Source organism: Bacillus sp. JKS001846 (genome assembly GCF_900176455.1).
Classification (GTDB): domain Bacteria; phylum Bacillota; class Bacilli; order Bacillales; family Bacillaceae_G; genus Bacillus_A; species Bacillus_A cereus.
This window is the reverse complement of record NZ_FWYG01000001.1, coordinates 4,145,055-4,161,065: the sequence shown is the minus strand read 5'-3', so window position 1 is coordinate 4,161,065 and position 16,011 is coordinate 4,145,055. Positions and strand designations below refer to the sequence as shown.

The following is a 16,011-nucleotide window of genomic DNA, read 5'->3' as shown; positions in this document are numbered from 1 at the left end:
TCTTTTCAGGATTGAATTATCCATAAAAACTGTATAGCATATATACTCTCGTGTTAAATTTCATATACCGTAATAAGAATAAAAAATTATTTTTTCGAAAAAATGTAGTAATTCCTTTTTGTAGTTTGCTATAATTAGTTCGAATGTGGGCAGTATCAGAGCGAACTGCACCATGATTCGAAGTCATACGAAAAATAATAACTTGGATTCTGCCTTGATCCAATAACGGACTGGGACAGAGGGATGAATAATGCCGACTAACACACAACCCTTCTGCCCTTTTATGGCCAGAGGGGTTTTTTTATATGATTTCGGCCATCTCCTCTCTCCTGCATAAAGGAGGAGTAGTTTTTGAAAACAAAAACAGATTTTTTGAAGATGAAAGAGCAAGGTGAGCCGATTACAATGCTAACGGCGTATGATTATCCATCTGCTAAATTAGCAGAAGAAGCTGAAGTTGATATGATTCTAGTTGGAGATTCTCTTGGAATGGTTGTACTCGGATACGATTCAACAGTACCTGTAACAGTAGAGGATATGATTCATCATACGAAAGCTGTACGCCGCGGAGCGAAAGAGACGTTTATTGTAACTGATATGCCATTTATGTCGTATCACGTATCATTACAAGAAACGATGGTGAATGCACGCCGCATCGTTCAAGAGAGCGGGGCACACGCACTGAAGGTAGAAGGTGCTGGAGAAGTTATATCGACGATTCAATATTTGACGAACGCAGGAATTCCTGTTGTAGCGCATTTAGGTTTAACCCCTCAATCTGTAGGAGTGTTGGGTGGATATAAAGTGCAAGGAAAAGATGCGGAGAGTGCAAAAAAATTAATAGAAGATGCAAAGAAATGTGAAGAAGCTGGTGCAATAGCGCTTGTGTTAGAATGTGTACCAATGCAGTTAGCAGAACTTATTTCAGAGCAACTAACAATACCGACAATTGGGATTGGCGCAGGACAAAAAGTAGATGGGCAAGTGCTTGTTTATCATGATCTTATCTCATACGGCGTAAATCGTGTTCCGAAATTTGTGAAGCAATATACGTCTGTTCAAGAGGAGATTGTGCGTGGGATTTCACAATATGTTACTGAAGTAAAGACAAGGCAATTTCCTGAAGAAAAACATTCGTTCACAATGAAAGAGGAAGAATGCTTAGCGTTATATGGAGGAAAACAATAATGAAAATCGTAACTACAGTGCAAGAGATGCAGCAAATTACGAGCGAACTTCGTGCAAGTGGAAAGAGTATTGGTTTTGTTCCAACAATGGGTTATTTACATGAAGGCCATGCTACTTTATTACGTAAGGCAAGAGAAGAAAATGAAACTGTAGTTTTAAGTGTATTTGTAAACCCACTACAATTTGGCCCAAATGAAGATTTAGATCGATATCCTCGTGATATTGATAGAGATGAAAATGTAGCAAAAGAAAACGGTGTAGATTATTTATTTTATCCGAGTGTAGAAGAAATGTATCCAGCAGAACAAACAACAACGGTAGAAGTTGTGAAGCGCACGGACGTATTATGCGGTCAACAAAGACCTGGTCATTTTGCTGGTGTTGCAACTGTACTAATGAAACTATTTAATATTACGCTGCCAAAGCGTGCTTATTTCGGTATGAAAGATGCTCAACAAGTTGCAGTAATTGAAGGGTTTGTAACTGATTTCAATATTCCAGTTACAATCGTACCAGTTGATATTGTAAGGGAAGAAGATGGTTTAGCGAAAAGTTCTCGTAACGTGTACCTATCACAAGATGAACGTGAAGAAGCTCTTCATTTATACCGCAGCCTATGTATAGCGAAAGAAAGAATTGAGGCAGGTGAACGTAATCCCGAAATCATTACAAATCTTGTGAAAGAGTATATTGAGACGCATACGAAAGGCACTGTAGATTATGCAGATTTATATGCATATCCGTCATTAACAATGGTAGAGAAAGTCAAAGGAAGAATCATTTTAGCTATTGCAGTTAAGTTTGAAAATGTAAGATTAATTGACAATATAACATTAACAGTTAAATAAGGGGGAGCATCTATGTTTCGCACAATGATGAGAGCAAAGTTACATCGTGCAACTGTAACGGAGGCAAATTTAAATTATGTAGGTAGTATTACAATTGATGAAGACTTAATGGATGCAGTAAATATTGTAGAAAACGAAAAAGTCCAAATTGTAAATAATAATAATGGTGCTCGCTTAGAGACATACGTTATTAAAGGGGAACGCGGTAGTGGTGTTGTTTGTTTAAACGGTGCTGCGGCAAGGCTTGTACAACCAGGGGACAAAGTAATTATTATTTGTTATGGGCTAGTTACGGAAGAAGAGATTCATAAACAAGAACCAAAAATTGCAGTATTAGACGATAATAATCAAATTATTGAAATGTTAGGTGCTGAAAAAGCGGGTACGATATTATAAGTAGAAAGGCTATCTCCATTGCGGAGATAGCTTTTTTGTGCATCTTTTCATTAAGATGAGATAAAACGTGGTATAGTAACATTATATAAATTATTGTTGTTTGAAAGGTAAGAAATTGAGGTGTTACATATATGAGTAAGCGTTATGTCGTTGTTGATTTAGAGACGACAGGGAACTCCTGGAAAGATGGGAAGGATAAAATTACCCAAATTGCAGCTGTTGTAGTAGAAGATGGAGAGATATTGGAGATTTTTTCGTCTTTTGTTAACCCAAAGAGAGAGATCCCACCATTTATTACAGAATTAACAGGGATTGATGAAAGTCTTGTAAAACAAGCCCCGTTATTTCAAGATGTAGCCCCGATGATTGTTGAGCTATTACAAGGTGCGGCTTTCGTTGCGCATAATGTTCACTTTGATTGGAATTTTTTAAATGAAGAATTAAGGCAAGCTGGATATACAGAAATACATTGTCCGAAAATCGACACGGTTGAATTGGCTCAAATTCTTTTGCCGACAGCCGATAGTTATAAATTACGTGATTTAGCTAAGAAGCATGAACTAGAGCACGATCAACCACATCGTGCGGATAGTGATGCTCTTGCAACAGCGGAATTATTTTTACAATTTTTAAATGAAATTGAAAAGTTACCACTTGTCACGTTGCAATCGCTTTATGAATTAAGTGATGTGTTCCAAAGCGATATAGCTGATGTGCTTTCTGAAAATATTTTAAAGAAAGTAATGCACGGTAAAGAAGATATAGCGGAGTATGAAATACATCGAAATATTGCGCTGAAAAAGCGGAACTATTCCTTAAACCTTGGAGAAACGTGTTCATCAAAGTTTGATGCTTTCTTGAATAAAACGATGGATAAATTGGAATCACATATGCCAAAGTTTGAAAGAAGAGAAAGTCAACAACTGATGATGAAAGAGATATATGCGGCGTTAAGAGATTCTCGTTTTTCACTAATTGAAGCGGGTACAGGAACAGGAAAGACTCTTGCTTATTTGCTTCCTAGTCTTTATTTTGCAAAGAGAAAAGAAGAACCTGTCATTATAAGTACACAAACGGTACAACTCCAACAACAAATATTAGAAAAAGAAATTCCGTTATTACAAAAAATAATGCCATTTTCATTTGAGGCAGCTCTTCTAAAAGGAAGAAAGCATTATTTATGCTTACATAAATTTGAGTATGCTTTGCAAGAGGAAGAAAAAAATTATGATATGGCACTTACGAAGGCGAAGATTTTAGTTTGGCTATTGCAAACTGAAACAGGTGATCGAGACGAATTAAATATTCCTGAGGGCGGAAAGTTACTTTGGAATCGTATTTGTAGCGATGCCTATAGTCCAGGTGGTATGCAAAGTAATTGGTTTAGTCGTTGTTTTTATCAGCGAGCGAAGAATAAAGCTTTATTTGCAGATATCGTTATTACAAATCATGCGTTATTATTTCAAGATTTTTCAAGTGAAGAACCGTTGTTTGCTTCATGCGAACATATTATTTTTGATGAAGCTCACCATATTGAAGAAGCTGCGAGTAGAACATTGGGTGAACAGTTCTCTTGTATGTATTTTCAATTGGTTATATCTCGTCTTGGGACGCTAGAAACAGAAGATGTACTCTCCAAAGTATATAAAATGATGAAAAAATCAGAGCAAACATCTCGTTCAACTTTCCGGATGATAAGTTATAGTTTGAAGGAACTTAAGTTTGATGCGGATGAACTCTTCCAAATGTTACGTACTTTTATATTTAAACAAACAAAGCAAGAGCAAGGAACGAATAATATGCCGCTCATCTATAGGTATAACGCAGAACTAGAAAAAGGTAAGTTGTGGGATAGTATCGTCGAATTAACAAATCGTTTTATATATGAATTAAGAAGGGTAGTAACTGCTCTTGAGAAGCAAGTGGATATATTGCAAAGTAAGTTAGAATGGGAGATGCATGTTGTAACAGGTGAATTTATGCATTTAATTGAGTTGCTGAGAAAGATGGCAGAATCATTACAGTTACTCGTATTAGAAAAGAATTCGTATGTAACTTGGATGGAGACTGAAACGAAAGGGACGATTCATTCAACAGTTCTATATGCACAGCCTGTTCATATTGGTGAAAGATTTGCTGATGAGTTTTTAACAGAAAAAAAGAGTGTTATTTTTACATCCGCAACACTAACAGTTAACGATACGTTTGATTATATAAAAGAGGAACTTGGTTTACATGATTTCGCTCCAAATACTTTAAAGGTTCCGTCGCCATTTCGTTATGATGAACAAATGAAATTAATGGTTTCAACGGATGTACCTTTTATTAAGCAAGTAAGTAATGAGCGATATATTGAATCTGTATCGGAACATATTGCAAAGATAGCGAAAGCCACAAAAGGCAGAATGCTCGTTTTATTCACTTCGTATGAAATGTTAAAAGAAGCGTATGCGAATTTAAAAAATAATGATGAATTAGAGGGTTATTTATTACTCACCCAAAGTGTGAATAATAGAAGTCGAAGCCGCTTAATTCGAAAGTTTCAAGAGTTCGACAAATCAATTTTATTAGGGACGAGCAGTTTCTGGGAAGGAATAGATATTCCAGGAGATGCCTTAAGTTGTCTTGTTATAGTCCGCCTACCATTTACACCTCCTCATCAGCCGATGATGGAAGCGAAAGGTGAGTGGCTAAAAAATCAAGGTGAAGATGTATTCGCTAAATTAGCGCTCCCACAAGCAATATTACGTTTCAAGCAAGGATTCGGCCGCTTAATTCGAACAAATACAGATACAGGAACGGTAGTAGTGTTAGATCGTCGTTTGACGAGTTCTTCCTATGGAAAACGATTTCTACAATCGATTCCTAACGTACCTCTTTATGAAGGACCATTAGAAGAATTGTTAGTACAATTAGAAGAACCATCAAATGAATAAAAATGGAAGAAAAATACGCCTGAAGTACTTATAAACTTCAGGCGTAAAAAATGTGGGTAGGAGGAATTTTATTTTTCTTACTTCTTGTATACAAAATGTGTTGGTTTTCGACTTGAAACCTTTTTTTGCTGTACATGTCCTGCTATAATAGATGGGTGATGAAGCAGGGGTTGTAAAGAATGTACTCTTATTGTAACCGCATTGCGTTCTTCTATAATTAGAAATTTTTGTGTAACGGAGGAGTTTTTTCATGGAGAAGAAAATCGAAGTACTATCAACGACGCGTATTAAATATTCGTCGGATTTGTATAAAATTGTTGATAGTTTAAATCGTACGTTAAAAGAGCAGGACCTCATGTTCGGACTAGCATTAGACGAAAAAGATAAAGAAACAGCTGTATTTACGATTTACAGAACGTAGTGATACAATGAAAAAGTGGATTTTTGCAATCATTATTGTTATCGTTGCTGGCGGAATATATGGGGCGTATGTTTATAATAAAGCGATGGGAAAGAAAATTCCAAAAGAGTCGAAATTTGTAGAAATTGCTAAAGAAAAAGCAAAGCTTACAAAGGTGAAATCTGTTGATTATTACAACGGAAAATCTGCATATATAGTCGTGCAAGGTACAGATGAAAAGGGAGAACAACTTATCGTTTGGGTGCCTGAGAAAAAAGGGGATACTGTAGTAAGGAAAAAGAGCGAAGGTATTTCTGAAAAAGAGGCTATACAAAGAACAATAGAGCAAGTCGGCAATGAAAGTAAGGAATCAAAAAGTAAGCCGAAAGAGATTATGAAAGTGAAATTAGGCTTTGAAAATGATGTACCACTATGGGAAGTTACATATATTGATGATGACAATCGTTATAGTTATTACTATCTTGAATTTAAAGATGGAAAATTTTTAAGACGATATAGCATTGAAAAATAGATGTAGGGGGAACTACAAATGAAATTAGCAAAGCGAGTAGCTGCTTTAACACCGTCTTCAACTTTAGAAATTACAGCAAAGGCACAAGCATTAAAAGCAGAGGGTCATGATGTAATTGCATTAGGGGCAGGGGAACCTGACTTTAATACACCAGAGCATATTATGGATGCTGCACATAAAGCGATGTTAGAAGGGCATACGAAGTATACACCAACAGGTGGATTACAATCGTTAAAACAAGAAATTGTGAAGAAATTTACTCGCGATCAAGGTATTGCGTATGATCCATCTGAAATTATTGTATGTAATGGTGCAAAGCATGCATTATATACATTATTCCAAGTATTACTTGATGAGGGAGATGAAGTTATCATCCCAACTCCTTACTGGGTAAGCTATCCAGAGCAAGTAAAGCTTGCTGGCGGTAAGCCGGTTTATGTAGAAGGTTTAGAAGACAATGAGTACAAAATTACAGCAAAGCAGCTGCGTGAGGCAATTACAGAGAAAACGAAAGCAGTTATTATTAATTCACCGAGCAATCCAACAGGAATGATTTATAGCAAAGAAGAATTACAACAGCTTGGAGAAGTATGTTTAGAACATGATATTTTAATCGTTTCTGATGAAATTTATGAAAAATTAATTTATGGTGGCGTAGAATATACTTCAATTGCCCAGCTTTCTAATGCATTAAAAGAACAAACACTTATTATTAATGGTGTATCTAAATCTCATTCTATGACAGGATGGCGTATTGGATATGCTGCAGGAAATAAGCAGCTTATTAAAGCGATGACGAACTTAGCGAGTCATAGTACGTCAAACCCTACTTCAATCGCTCAATACGGCGCAATTGCGGCATACGCAGGCTCACAAGAACCTGTGGAAACAATGCGTCAAGCCTTTGAAGAGAGATTAAACATCATTTATGATAAATTAATTCAAATCCCTGGCTTTACTTGTATTAAACCGCAAGGTGCATTTTACTTATTCCCTAACGTAAAAGAAGCTGTAGCTTTATCAGGATATGCAACAGTTGATGATTGGGCAAAAGCTCTATTAGAAGAGGAAAAAGTGGCTCTTGTACCAGGTACAGGATTTGGCGCTCCAAATAATGTTCGTTTATCATATGCGACATCTCTTGAACAAGTAGAGAAAGCATTAGAGCGCATCCATACATTTATGAAAAGTAAAGTGCAACCTTAATTTTATATTTCATTCATGTAATATAAAAAACCTCCCTATTAATGGGGAGGTTTTTTTGACGGATTGTGGCAAAAAGAAATAGCTAAAGGTGTGTTATACTAGAGAGCGAGGTGTTTGGTGATGAAAAAGAAAATGATGTTACAGTGGTTTGAGCAGGGAAGCATTGCAATTCCAAAATTGCTTATGATGCATTATAAAAAATTAGGTTTAAATGAGACGGAATTTATGGTTGTACTTCATGTACACACATTTTTAGAATCAGGTAATTCGTTTCCGACTCCTTCAGAGATTTCTGAACGGATGACGATAACGGAAATGAAATGTATGGAAGTAATTCAGACGTTGATTCAAAAAGGTTTTTTATCACTAGAAGGTGGACAAAGATCAGAAGCGATGATGTGCGAAAGTTATTCTTTACAACCGTTATGGGAAAAAATATTACATTTCTTAATGGATGAATCAATAGAGGAAGAGCAAAAAGAAAAAAAACAGCTACAAGTAAATTTATATACAGTATTTGAAAAAGAATTTGGAAGACCACTTTCGCCGTTCGAATGTGAAACGTTAGGGATGTGGGAGGACCAAGATCAACATCATCCAAATTTAATTCAAGCGGCTCTTAGAGAAGCTGTAATGAGTGGAAAACTAAATTTCCGATATATTGATCGTATTTTATTTGAGTGGAAAAAGAATGGAATTAAAACAGTAGATCAGGCTCAAAATCAAGGTCAAAAATTTAGAGCGAATCAACAAAGGGCACAACAAATGACAAAACAAGAGACGAAATTTACTGGAAAAGTGCCTTTTTATAATTGGTTGGAGCAGTAATATAGGAGGAAAAATATGCTTAACAAAACGCAAATCCGTTATTGTTTAGACACAATGGCGGATATGTATCCAGAAGCACATTGTGAATTGGTTCATGATAATCCATTTGAACTTGTAATCGCGGTGGCGTTATCTGCACAATGTACGGATGTACTTGTAAATAAAGTGACAAGAAATTTATTTCAAAAATATAAAACACCAGAAGATTATTTAAGTGTTTCTCTAGAAGAATTACAACAAGATATACGCTCTATCGGATTGTATAGAAATAAAGCAAAAAACATTCAAAAATTATGCCGAATGTTATTAGATGACTATAATGGAGAAGTACCGAACGATCGAGATGAACTTACGAAATTACCAGGTGTAGGAAGGAAAACAGCGAATGTTGTAGTTTCCGTAGCGTTTGGAATTCCGGCAATTGCTGTTGATACACATGTGGAGCGAGTGAGTAAACGATTAGCTATGTGTAGATGGAAAGACTCTGTGTTAGAAGTAGAAAAAACATTAATGAAGAAAGTACCAATGGATGAGTGGGGAGTTACACATCATCGTATGATTTTCTTTGGACGTTATCATTGTAAAGCACAACGACCGCAATGTGAGGAATGCAGACTGTTAGAAGTATGTCGTGAAGGAAAGAAGCGAATGAAGGTGAAATAAAGGATGGAACGAGTTATAGAAATACCGAAAGAATTTCACTGTTTACCATTTTTTAAAGAAAGTGTAAATTTAATTAAGTATCATACAGACAATTCTTTTGAAGAAATAATACAAAATACTTACTTTATATTTGATATTGAAAGACAGTATGAGCCATGGAAGGAAATTGAAAACAGCATTCCAGTGATGTTGAATGTATGGAAAAATAAGCATGAAGACATTGCTATACTGTTTCGAAATAGAAATAAGCAAGAGGCTGAGGGACCAATGATTCTTTTTTCAGCTCACTTGTTATCGGTTGTCTATTGGCTAAATGAACAACCTGTTCATAGTTTGAATGAAATGCAAATAAATACGAATAAATTAAAAGTGCAACCTGTTAATTTTATGGAAAGATATTCATTCATTATAAAGAAACCGAGTAATTATCATTCTTATATTCAATTAGCGCAGTTGTATATCGAAATAGAAAAGCTGTATGTAAAGAAAATGATAACAAAAAAGAAGTCCGCTTCTCGTTAAGAGAAACGGACTTCTTTTTTTGTATATTAGGAGTCTGTTGTAACAACAGCACCGTCTGCGTGAGGTGTATCTCCTCCGGGATTTTGGTGTTGCTGTTCTTGTTGTTTCTTAGCCTCTTCTTCAGCTTTTTTCTTGGCCTCTTCTTCAGCTTTCTTCTTAGCTTCTTCATCAGCTTTTTTCTTAGCTTCTTCTTCGGCTTTCTTTTGAGCTTCTTCTTGCTGTTTGCGTTGTTGTTCTTGTTGTTGCTGTTGTTGCTGCTGTTGTTCTTGTTGTTTCTTAGCTTCTTCATCAGCTTTTTTCTTAGCTTCTTCTTGTTTTACTTTATCTTCATTAGCTTTTTTCTGGGCTTCCTCATCAGCTTTTTTCTTAGCTTCTTCATCGGCCTTTTTCTTAGCCTCTTCATCAGCTTTTTTCGCATCTGGAGTTCCGCCAGGCGCAGTGAAAGATGCACCAACTGCTGGGCTTGTTCCAGTGCCTTTTTTCGCTACTACAGAGAAGCTGTAAGTAACACCTGGTTTAATACCACCAAGAGTAGCTGTCGTACCACTTATTGATAGGCTACCACTTGAACCGTCAGTTGCTTTATAGCTGGCTGCATATGCATCAACTTCTGCTGGTCCAGACCAGTTTAGTGTAACTGTGCTAGCGCCATCAAAAGTGACATTCAGACCACTAGGGGCATCTACTTTAATTTGTTTAATTGCATCTTTTTTCGCACCTTTTACGTATAACTCTCCGTTTATTTCTTGTACAGAAGAAGGACGTTCAAAGCGTGATTTATCTGTAGCGAATTTGCTCATCATTACTTGGAACATTTGCTGTGCAATTCTAGTGGAGCGATCGCTAACATAATTTTTTGGACCATCTTTTTCGTAACCGGTCCAAACAGCCATTGTGTATTGTGGCGTATATCCAGCAAACCAGCTATCTCTGTTTGCATCAGCTGGGATGTCATATTTTTGAAGAACTGATTCATCAAAGTTTTGTGTTCCTGTTTTACCTGCTACGTCAACACCTGAAACGTATGCTGTTGGACCTGTACCACCAGAACCAGGTTTTACTACGTCACGAAGAACGTCAGTAACCATATAAGCTGTATAGTCTTGCATTGCGCGATGTTCTTTCGGTTTAAAGCTTTTCTTTTTCCCGTCCGGGAAGGTTACTTCTTTTACGAAGTGTGGTTTATTATAGTTACCACTATTACCAAAGGTTGCATATGCACCTGCTACTTCTAATGGAGAACTATCGTTACTACCGATTGCTGTTGATTCGTAGACTTTTCCTTCTTTAAAGGTCATGCCTAAACCTTCAGCAAATTCTTTTGACTTATTAAGACCAACTGTTTGTGCTGTCTTTAAAGCTGGAATGTTTAATGACTTTTTCAAAGCTTCACGTAGTGAAACGTCACCTTTGTAACTCTTTGTTGCATTTTGTATTTTCTTACCATTGGAATACGTATACTCTGAGTCGTTTAATTGATGGTATGTAGACCATTGTAAATTTTCAATTGCCGGACCGTAGTCGAAAATTGGTTTCATTGTTGAACCAACTTGGCGTTTTAAATCAGTTGCCATATTATGACCTTTGAAAGTAGACTTACTTTCTTTACGTCCAGCACCAATTGCTCGAACTTCTCCAGACTGTGTATCCATAAATACGAATGACCCTTGGAATTGATCGTCCGGATACTTAATAAGATTGCCATCCATAATTTTGTCGGCGTAATCTTGAGCATCTTGATCAAGTGTTGTATGAATCGTTAAACCATCTGAACCGATATTTACATCAGGATATTCTTTTTCAACTTCTTTTACAACCGCATCTAAAAATGCTTGATACTTCATCTCAGTTACTTCTGAAGACGGTTGAAGGCCCTCAGTTACTGGAATCTTAACGGCGTTATTCATTTCTTCTTTTGTTATATAACCATGTCGATTCATTAATGATAATACGACATTACGACGATTTGTTGCTCGTTCAACATTTTCCTTTTTTGTTGGATCATAAATGTTTGGACCTTGGGGTAAACCAGCGAGCATAGCAGCTTCATGTAATTGCAAGTCTTTTAAATCTTTACCATAATATTTTTGCGCTGCTGTCGCAATACCGTATGAACGGTTACCTAAATTAATCTTATTTAAGTACATTTCTAAAATCTCATGTTTAGAGTATTGTTGCTCTAATTTGTAAGATAAGTACCATTCTTGCACTTTTCTTTTAGCAGTTTTGTCCATCGTTAGAAAGTAGTTTTTAACGACTTGCTGTGTAATCGTACTACCACCTTGGGAACCGAAACCACCAGTGACATTTTCCATAACTGCTTTTGTAGTTCGTTTAAAATCAATTCCATTATGATCATAGAAACGCGAATCCTCAGTTGCAAGAAATGCATTTTCAACTACTTTTGGAATTTGATCATAAGTAACATGTGTTCGTTTTTCAGCACCGTATTCATAGAAGAAATTTCCGTTTTTATCAAGAAACTTTGTTGATAAAGGATTAACAAGTTTGGATTTGTCTAATTTTGGAGCGTCCTTTACCATAACAAAGAAAGCGGAAACGCCGGCTACAAGACCAACGATACCAAGAAGTAGACAACCTATAAGGAATTTCTTGAAAAAGGAGCCTTTTTTCTTTGGTTTTTCTTCTTTATGTGTTTTTTTCTCTTGATTTTTCACATGATTTCGTTCTGTACGAGAACGATAATTATCTGACATTATACTTTCTCCTACCTTTCATTCTCTCCCCCAAAAGTCGAAAAAAGAGCCTTAGTGATGACTCTATCACGAAAAATAAACCATGTCTAGTACACGGATATAGTCAATCCGAGGGTGATAACCGCATGATAATAAGGATCCATGCTCTTCTATTTCTTCTTTCGTAATCGACTTGCGTCCACCAGTATTTTGACGATTCCAAAATGCAATAATATGTTTTGCATCTAGTAAATAAAATTCATCAAAAAGTGTAAATTTAATAATAACAAATGCAATTCCATTATGAGCAACGACTTGCTTCATATGTTCAATTTGATGAAGGTGGAAGTTTTGAAGTGGGAAACTAGTTTTATTTTTGGTTTCCTTTGCTTCAAAATCGATGTATTTCCCTTTGTATACACCGTTGTAATCTGTTGTAGAAGGTTGTTTAAAATACGCTTCTTTTACCACTGCAGCACTTCGAGCGGGGTAATCTACTTTTACAATTTGAAGAGGTGTAGGCTTTTTATGTACACATGCAATATTATGGGTTAAGTAATATTGATTTGTTTCATTCAATTCCTCTTCAAGGGACATACCTCTATTACTATAAGTATGTGTTTTTATAGGTGTTTTTTGAGGTTGTGAAGCTTGATTATACCTTTTTCCATTTGGGTAACGAATGGTCATAGTGTGTCCACCCCCAACTTGCTAAGAATTACTTACAAAGGTGATTATATCAAAAAATGAAAAAAGATGTGACCTTTTTGATGAAAGGTATGATGACTTATTTATGTTTACATGGAATGATTATATGAAAATTAAACAAAATCGAGAAAAAAATTTTTGTACAGAGGAAGAAAAAGCAATCATTCACAATATTAAAAAGAAAACAGAAATAGCTAATGTGGACAATATTTCTCGGACACAATCTTATCAAGAATATTATTTGAGAAATAGTGAAATCAGGTGGGCTTTTTTAGCGAGTATGGTTTCGAGAAATGCGGGCTGGAATATGACTGATTTAGAAGGGAGATATTATGCTACTGTTTTACCTAGAACGGTAAAAAAACATTTATTTCTTCTGTACGAACAGGCTAATTGGATTATTTTTTTAGATGCATTTCCTCAGCTATTATTGTATGAGGAAAGTAAGAAGAGACATGCACCTCTCTTTCATTTGTTGCAATACTTCAACGTATCAATTTTTATGGAAAAAGAATGGTTACTTTTCTGGGAAAGAAGAGATATGAATAGACTTATGACAGCGCTTATTATAAATGAACAAAATAAAATTCAAAAACCAGTCATTGAGAACACATATTTTAAAAAACATGTATTCCATACTGCACTTTTTAAAGTACAAGAAAGACTTCATATTAGTGCAGTTATCTTCCCAACAATTGAAGGGAGAATGTATGGGTTTTCGGTTTATCAATTTGAAACGTTACAACAGCGTATAGAACTAGGAAAAAAATTAGCATGGTTATTGTTTCATCCAATTTATAATGGTTCGTTTTATAAGTTTGCACTGCAAACTACACATACTGGGTCTAGAGAAGATTATGAAGTTTACGCAAAGGAAACTCGAAAGTCTTATACGCCAACACTTAGAGATATTTATCCTGTTATTTTACATGAAGAAATAAAAATGAGAGATTGGTTTTGTGCAAATATGAAAATGAATGTGCTATTTGTACTTGAAGAACCTAAAGGGGAAGTTAATATAACAGAATGGTATAGAAGAAAGAGAGAACAAATCTATAGGCTATCTATCGTAAACCGTTTTGCTAAAAGGATCGATGAGTTCATGATATAATAAAAAAGAAGTCCCGTCTTCCATTTTGAAGACGGGACTTCTTAATTTGAAAAAATTCTGCTATGCGTGCTACAACTTTAATTTCAAAACGTAATGCTAGTAGGAGATTAAGGATGATTTGAAATTTAAATGTTCGTAATAAAGTCTCGCTTTATGTAGCAGGGAAGTTTGGACCATCTAGCTTTGGATTGCCAGTCTCGGGTTTATTTTGTTGTTTGTTTTGGTTTTTCTTTTTTTCATTTTTGTTCTTTGCCATTGTAATACACCTCCTTTTTGTATTGTTACCATTTCTATAAATGACATACGAAATGATTTCTTTGACGAATAACAACTAGTTTTGTCATGTGGGCAGGAGTGGTGAATTATCCGGCGAAATTACATGACAAAGGAAAAGCAAAGAAGGAGGCGTTTTGTATATGGCGATGGTTCAGAAGGAAGATGTAATGAAAAAAATGGATCAAATGTTAAGTTCTCTCGATTTGCTGGAAATGAATATAGGGATTAGAATGAATCATGCATTAAAGGATGCGAGTGAAAAAATATGTAATAAGATAGAAATAACAGAAATGCATATTGAACATATGGAAAATAAATTAGTGCATCACGAAGAAAAAGGGAATTGGGTGAAGACATTTCAAAACGTCGTAGTGAGTGCATAATAAGGTGGGAAAGAAATGAAGAATGAAGCATTAATACAGTCTTCAGAAAAACTCATGCAGTATAATAATGAAGCGAATGTAAAAAAAAGAGAACTAACTGAATACGACTTTTATAAGGATATGAAACCGTTTGTAGATATGGTAGATGAGGAATTAAAGAAGTGGAAAGAATTAGCTTATACGTGGATTAAAGAAGAAAAGCCAAAGTATATACATGTACAGCAAATTGATCAAGTATACGATAATTTACAAACGAATGTGTTGCAATGCTTTGTAAATAAAGGTAAAGGTAAACGATTCTTTGAAACACACCAAGCCATTTCGTATACTTTGCAAAATATAGTTGAGCAATGTAAATAACAAGAGGGAGAGCCCTCTTGTTATTTTTATGCTTCTGTCATTGTTGTAGGTTTTGTTGCGCCGTTTATTTCTAATTCTTTTATTAATGTTCGATAATCTGATATGCATATTTTTCCTTCGAGATACCAATGTCTCGCAAAGTCTAATAATTCATTTGCATTCTCTGTGCAATACCCCTTTTTTTGAGAAAACGCTTGTTTTAAATCCCCTAATACCATGTTGATTCCTCCCCCATGAGAATCTTCTTCTTAATTATCATAGCATGGAAGGGTTTTCTTTTTTAATTTTTTAAAAATTTAAACTTCCGACAAAAATAGACATATATTCCATCACACATATTATTTTATAGGTACATATTATATATGTAGAAACTTATGTGAAGGAGGAGAGAATGCATGTTTCAACAACCTAACGTATATCAGCAAACGAATCCATATGCACAGCAAAATATGTACCAATATAATACGGATACATATTTACGGTATAATATGTATCCTTTCGAGCCTTATTATGGAAATCAAAATTATTATCAACCGTTTGAAGTGTCCTTTATGAATCAAGCTCAACAACCACAACAGCAGCAACCTTATGTGAATCAAGCTCAACAATCACAAGCTCAGCAACCATACATGAATCAACCACAGCAGCAGCCTTATATGAATTCGCAATATTATATGCCACCACCATCGCCGTATGCTAATCAACAAGCGATGTTTTATCCACCAAAACAACCGTACCCGACGCAGGGTAAGCAAAAGCAACAACAGCCAAGCCAGTTTTCTAGTTTTGTTTCTCAATTTAAAACATCAGATGGTAACTATGATGTAAATAAAATGATGAATACAGCTGGACAAATGATGAATGCGATGAATCAAGTGACAGGTATTGTAAAGCAAGTTGGAGGCTTTTTTGGTAAGTGATGTTGAAGGATTGTTTATAAAAACAATGTAAATGAAAT

18 protein-coding genes are annotated in these 16,011 nt (G+C 35.4%); 14 read left to right on the top strand and 4 right to left on the bottom strand.

What is annotated here, in order from left to right; translation table 11 throughout:
• Window positions 1-351 precede the first annotated feature (351 nt).
• The 10 genes from panB to B9A45_RS22065 all read left to right on the top strand — a co-directional run bounded on the left by panB (window position 352) and on the right by B9A45_RS22065 (window position 9,519).
• Window positions 352-1,188, top strand: coding sequence for a 3-methyl-2-oxobutanoate hydroxymethyltransferase (panB, locus tag B9A45_RS22110; RefSeq protein ID WP_000851108.1), 837 nt, complete (start codon window positions 352-354; stop codon window positions 1,186-1,188).
• Window positions 1,188-2,036: a pantoate--beta-alanine ligase gene (gene panC, locus B9A45_RS22105; RefSeq protein ID WP_000707027.1), complete on the top strand. Its 849-nt coding sequence runs from the start codon at window positions 1,188-1,190 to the stop codon at window positions 2,034-2,036. The genes panB and panC overlap by 1 nt, the downstream gene beginning before the upstream one ends.
• Before the next feature lie 12 nt (window positions 2,037-2,048).
• Window positions 2,049-2,432: an aspartate 1-decarboxylase gene (panD, locus tag B9A45_RS22100; protein ID WP_000490182.1), complete on the top strand. Its 384-nt coding sequence runs from the start codon at window positions 2,049-2,051 to the stop codon at window positions 2,430-2,432.
• Window positions 2,433-2,563: 131 nt separating this feature from the next.
• A complete protein-coding gene (gene dinG / locus B9A45_RS22095) occupies window positions 2,564-5,368 on the top strand; it encodes an ATP-dependent DNA helicase DinG (protein ID WP_084065090.1) in 2,805 nt (934 codons plus the stop codon).
• A 250-nt stretch (window positions 5,369-5,618) separates the two neighbouring features.
• Entirely contained in the window at window positions 5,619-5,789 is a 171-nt protein-coding gene (locus B9A45_RS22090; RefSeq protein WP_000412179.1) for a YpmA family protein, read from the top strand.
• Window positions 5,790-5,796: 7 nt separating this feature from the next.
• Window positions 5,797-6,300, top strand: coding sequence for a cell wall elongation regulator TseB-like domain-containing protein (locus B9A45_RS22085; protein ID WP_084065087.1), 504 nt, complete (start codon window positions 5,797-5,799; stop codon window positions 6,298-6,300).
• 18 nt (window positions 6,301-6,318) lie between these two features.
• Window positions 6,319-7,506: an aspartate transaminase AspB gene (aspB, locus tag B9A45_RS22080; protein WP_016109665.1), complete on the top strand. Its 1,188-nt coding sequence runs from the start codon at window positions 6,319-6,321 to the stop codon at window positions 7,504-7,506.
• A gap of 120 nt (window positions 7,507-7,626) precedes the next feature.
• Entirely contained in the window at window positions 7,627-8,334 is a 708-nt protein-coding gene (gene dnaD, locus B9A45_RS22075; RefSeq protein ID WP_000728552.1) for a DNA replication protein DnaD, read from the top strand.
• A 15-nt stretch (window positions 8,335-8,349) separates the two neighbouring features.
• Window positions 8,350-8,997 (top strand): endonuclease III, encoded by a 648-nt coding sequence (gene nth, locus B9A45_RS22070; protein WP_000933034.1) that lies wholly within the window; start codon window positions 8,350-8,352, stop codon window positions 8,995-8,997.
• A gap of 3 nt (window positions 8,998-9,000) precedes the next feature.
• Window positions 9,001-9,519 (top strand): YpoC family protein, encoded by a 519-nt coding sequence (locus tag B9A45_RS22065; RefSeq protein WP_000442653.1) that lies wholly within the window; start codon window positions 9,001-9,003, stop codon window positions 9,517-9,519.
• A 26-nt stretch (window positions 9,520-9,545) separates the two neighbouring features.
• On the opposite strand, the gene B9A45_RS22060 is transcribed toward B9A45_RS22065, so the two are convergent.
• Both B9A45_RS22060 and recU read right to left on the bottom strand, forming a co-directional pair.
• Window positions 9,546-12,236, bottom strand: a complete 2,691-nt coding sequence (locus B9A45_RS22060) for a PBP1A family penicillin-binding protein (RefSeq protein WP_084065084.1) — start codon at window positions 12,234-12,236, stop codon at window positions 9,546-9,548.
• A 66-nt stretch (window positions 12,237-12,302) separates the two neighbouring features.
• A complete protein-coding gene (recU, locus tag B9A45_RS22055; RefSeq protein ID WP_000155598.1) occupies window positions 12,303-12,905 on the bottom strand; it encodes a Holliday junction resolvase RecU in 603 nt (200 codons plus the stop codon).
• A gap of 103 nt (window positions 12,906-13,008) precedes the next feature.
• On the opposite strand from recU, the gene B9A45_RS22050 reads away from it, so the two are divergent.
• A complete protein-coding gene (locus B9A45_RS22050; RefSeq protein ID WP_000495654.1) occupies window positions 13,009-14,034 on the top strand; it encodes a DUF2515 domain-containing protein in 1,026 nt (341 codons plus the stop codon).
• 151 nt (window positions 14,035-14,185) lie between these two features.
• Here B9A45_RS22050 and B9A45_RS33245 read toward each other — a convergent pair whose 3' ends face one another.
• Window positions 14,186-14,365 carry a hypothetical protein gene (locus B9A45_RS33245; RefSeq protein WP_001987054.1) on the bottom strand — a complete coding sequence of 60 codons (180 nt, stop codon included), beginning with the start codon at window positions 14,363-14,365 and terminating at the stop codon, window positions 14,186-14,188.
• Window positions 14,366-14,450: 85 nt separating this feature from the next.
• Here B9A45_RS33245 and B9A45_RS22040 point away from each other — a divergent pair, with 85 nt between their 5' ends.
• Window positions 14,451-14,693, top strand: coding sequence for a hypothetical protein (locus B9A45_RS22040; RefSeq protein ID WP_001252036.1), 243 nt, complete (start codon window positions 14,451-14,453; stop codon window positions 14,691-14,693).
• Between the two features lie 15 nt (window positions 14,694-14,708).
• A complete protein-coding gene (locus B9A45_RS22035; RefSeq protein WP_000786940.1) occupies window positions 14,709-15,053 on the top strand; it encodes a YppE family protein in 345 nt (114 codons plus the stop codon).
• Between the two features lie 26 nt (window positions 15,054-15,079).
• Here the strand turns inward: B9A45_RS22035 and B9A45_RS22030 are convergent, their stop codons facing one another.
• Window positions 15,080-15,271, bottom strand: coding sequence for a YppF family protein (locus B9A45_RS22030; RefSeq protein ID WP_000242652.1), 192 nt, complete (start codon window positions 15,269-15,271; stop codon window positions 15,080-15,082).
• 177 nt (window positions 15,272-15,448) lie between these two features.
• Between B9A45_RS22030 and B9A45_RS22025 the strand changes: the two genes are divergently transcribed.
• Entirely contained in the window at window positions 15,449-15,973 is a 525-nt protein-coding gene (locus B9A45_RS22025; RefSeq protein WP_000487626.1) for a YppG family protein, read from the top strand.
• The last annotated feature ends 38 nt before the right edge of the window (window positions 15,974-16,011 follow it).

Coding starts and splice junctions, on each gene's coding strand:
- nth (WP_000933034.1), top strand. CDS start 8,350: ATGCTTAACAAAACGCAAATCCGTTATTGTTTAGACACAATGGCGGAT.
- B9A45_RS22050 (WP_000495654.1), top strand. CDS start 13,009: ATGTTTACATGGAATGATTATATGAAAATTAAACAAAATCGAGAAAAA.
- dnaD (WP_000728552.1), top strand. CDS start 7,627: ATGAAAAAGAAAATGATGTTACAGTGGTTTGAGCAGGGAAGCATTGCA.
- B9A45_RS22040 (WP_001252036.1), top strand. CDS start 14,451: ATGGCGATGGTTCAGAAGGAAGATGTAATGAAAAAAATGGATCAAATG.
- B9A45_RS22025 (WP_000487626.1), top strand. CDS start 15,449: ATGTTTCAACAACCTAACGTATATCAGCAAACGAATCCATATGCACAG.
- B9A45_RS22060 (WP_084065084.1), bottom strand. CDS start 12,236: ATGTCAGATAATTATCGTTCTCGTACAGAACGAAATCATGTGAAAAAT.
- aspB (WP_016109665.1), top strand. CDS start 6,319: ATGAAATTAGCAAAGCGAGTAGCTGCTTTAACACCGTCTTCAACTTTA.
- panC (WP_000707027.1), top strand. CDS start 1,188: ATGAAAATCGTAACTACAGTGCAAGAGATGCAGCAAATTACGAGCGAA.
- panD (WP_000490182.1), top strand. CDS start 2,049: ATGTTTCGCACAATGATGAGAGCAAAGTTACATCGTGCAACTGTAACG.
- recU (WP_000155598.1), bottom strand. CDS start 12,905: ATGACCATTCGTTACCCAAATGGAAAAAGGTATAATCAAGCTTCACAA.
- B9A45_RS22085 (WP_084065087.1), top strand. CDS start 5,797: ATGAAAAAGTGGATTTTTGCAATCATTATTGTTATCGTTGCTGGCGGA.
- dinG (WP_084065090.1), top strand. CDS start 2,564: ATGAGTAAGCGTTATGTCGTTGTTGATTTAGAGACGACAGGGAACTCC.
- B9A45_RS22065 (WP_000442653.1), top strand. CDS start 9,001: ATGGAACGAGTTATAGAAATACCGAAAGAATTTCACTGTTTACCATTT.
- B9A45_RS22035 (WP_000786940.1), top strand. CDS start 14,709: ATGAAGAATGAAGCATTAATACAGTCTTCAGAAAAACTCATGCAGTAT.
- B9A45_RS22090 (WP_000412179.1), top strand. CDS start 5,619: ATGGAGAAGAAAATCGAAGTACTATCAACGACGCGTATTAAATATTCG.
- B9A45_RS22030 (WP_000242652.1), bottom strand. CDS start 15,271: ATGGTATTAGGGGATTTAAAACAAGCGTTTTCTCAAAAAAAGGGGTAT.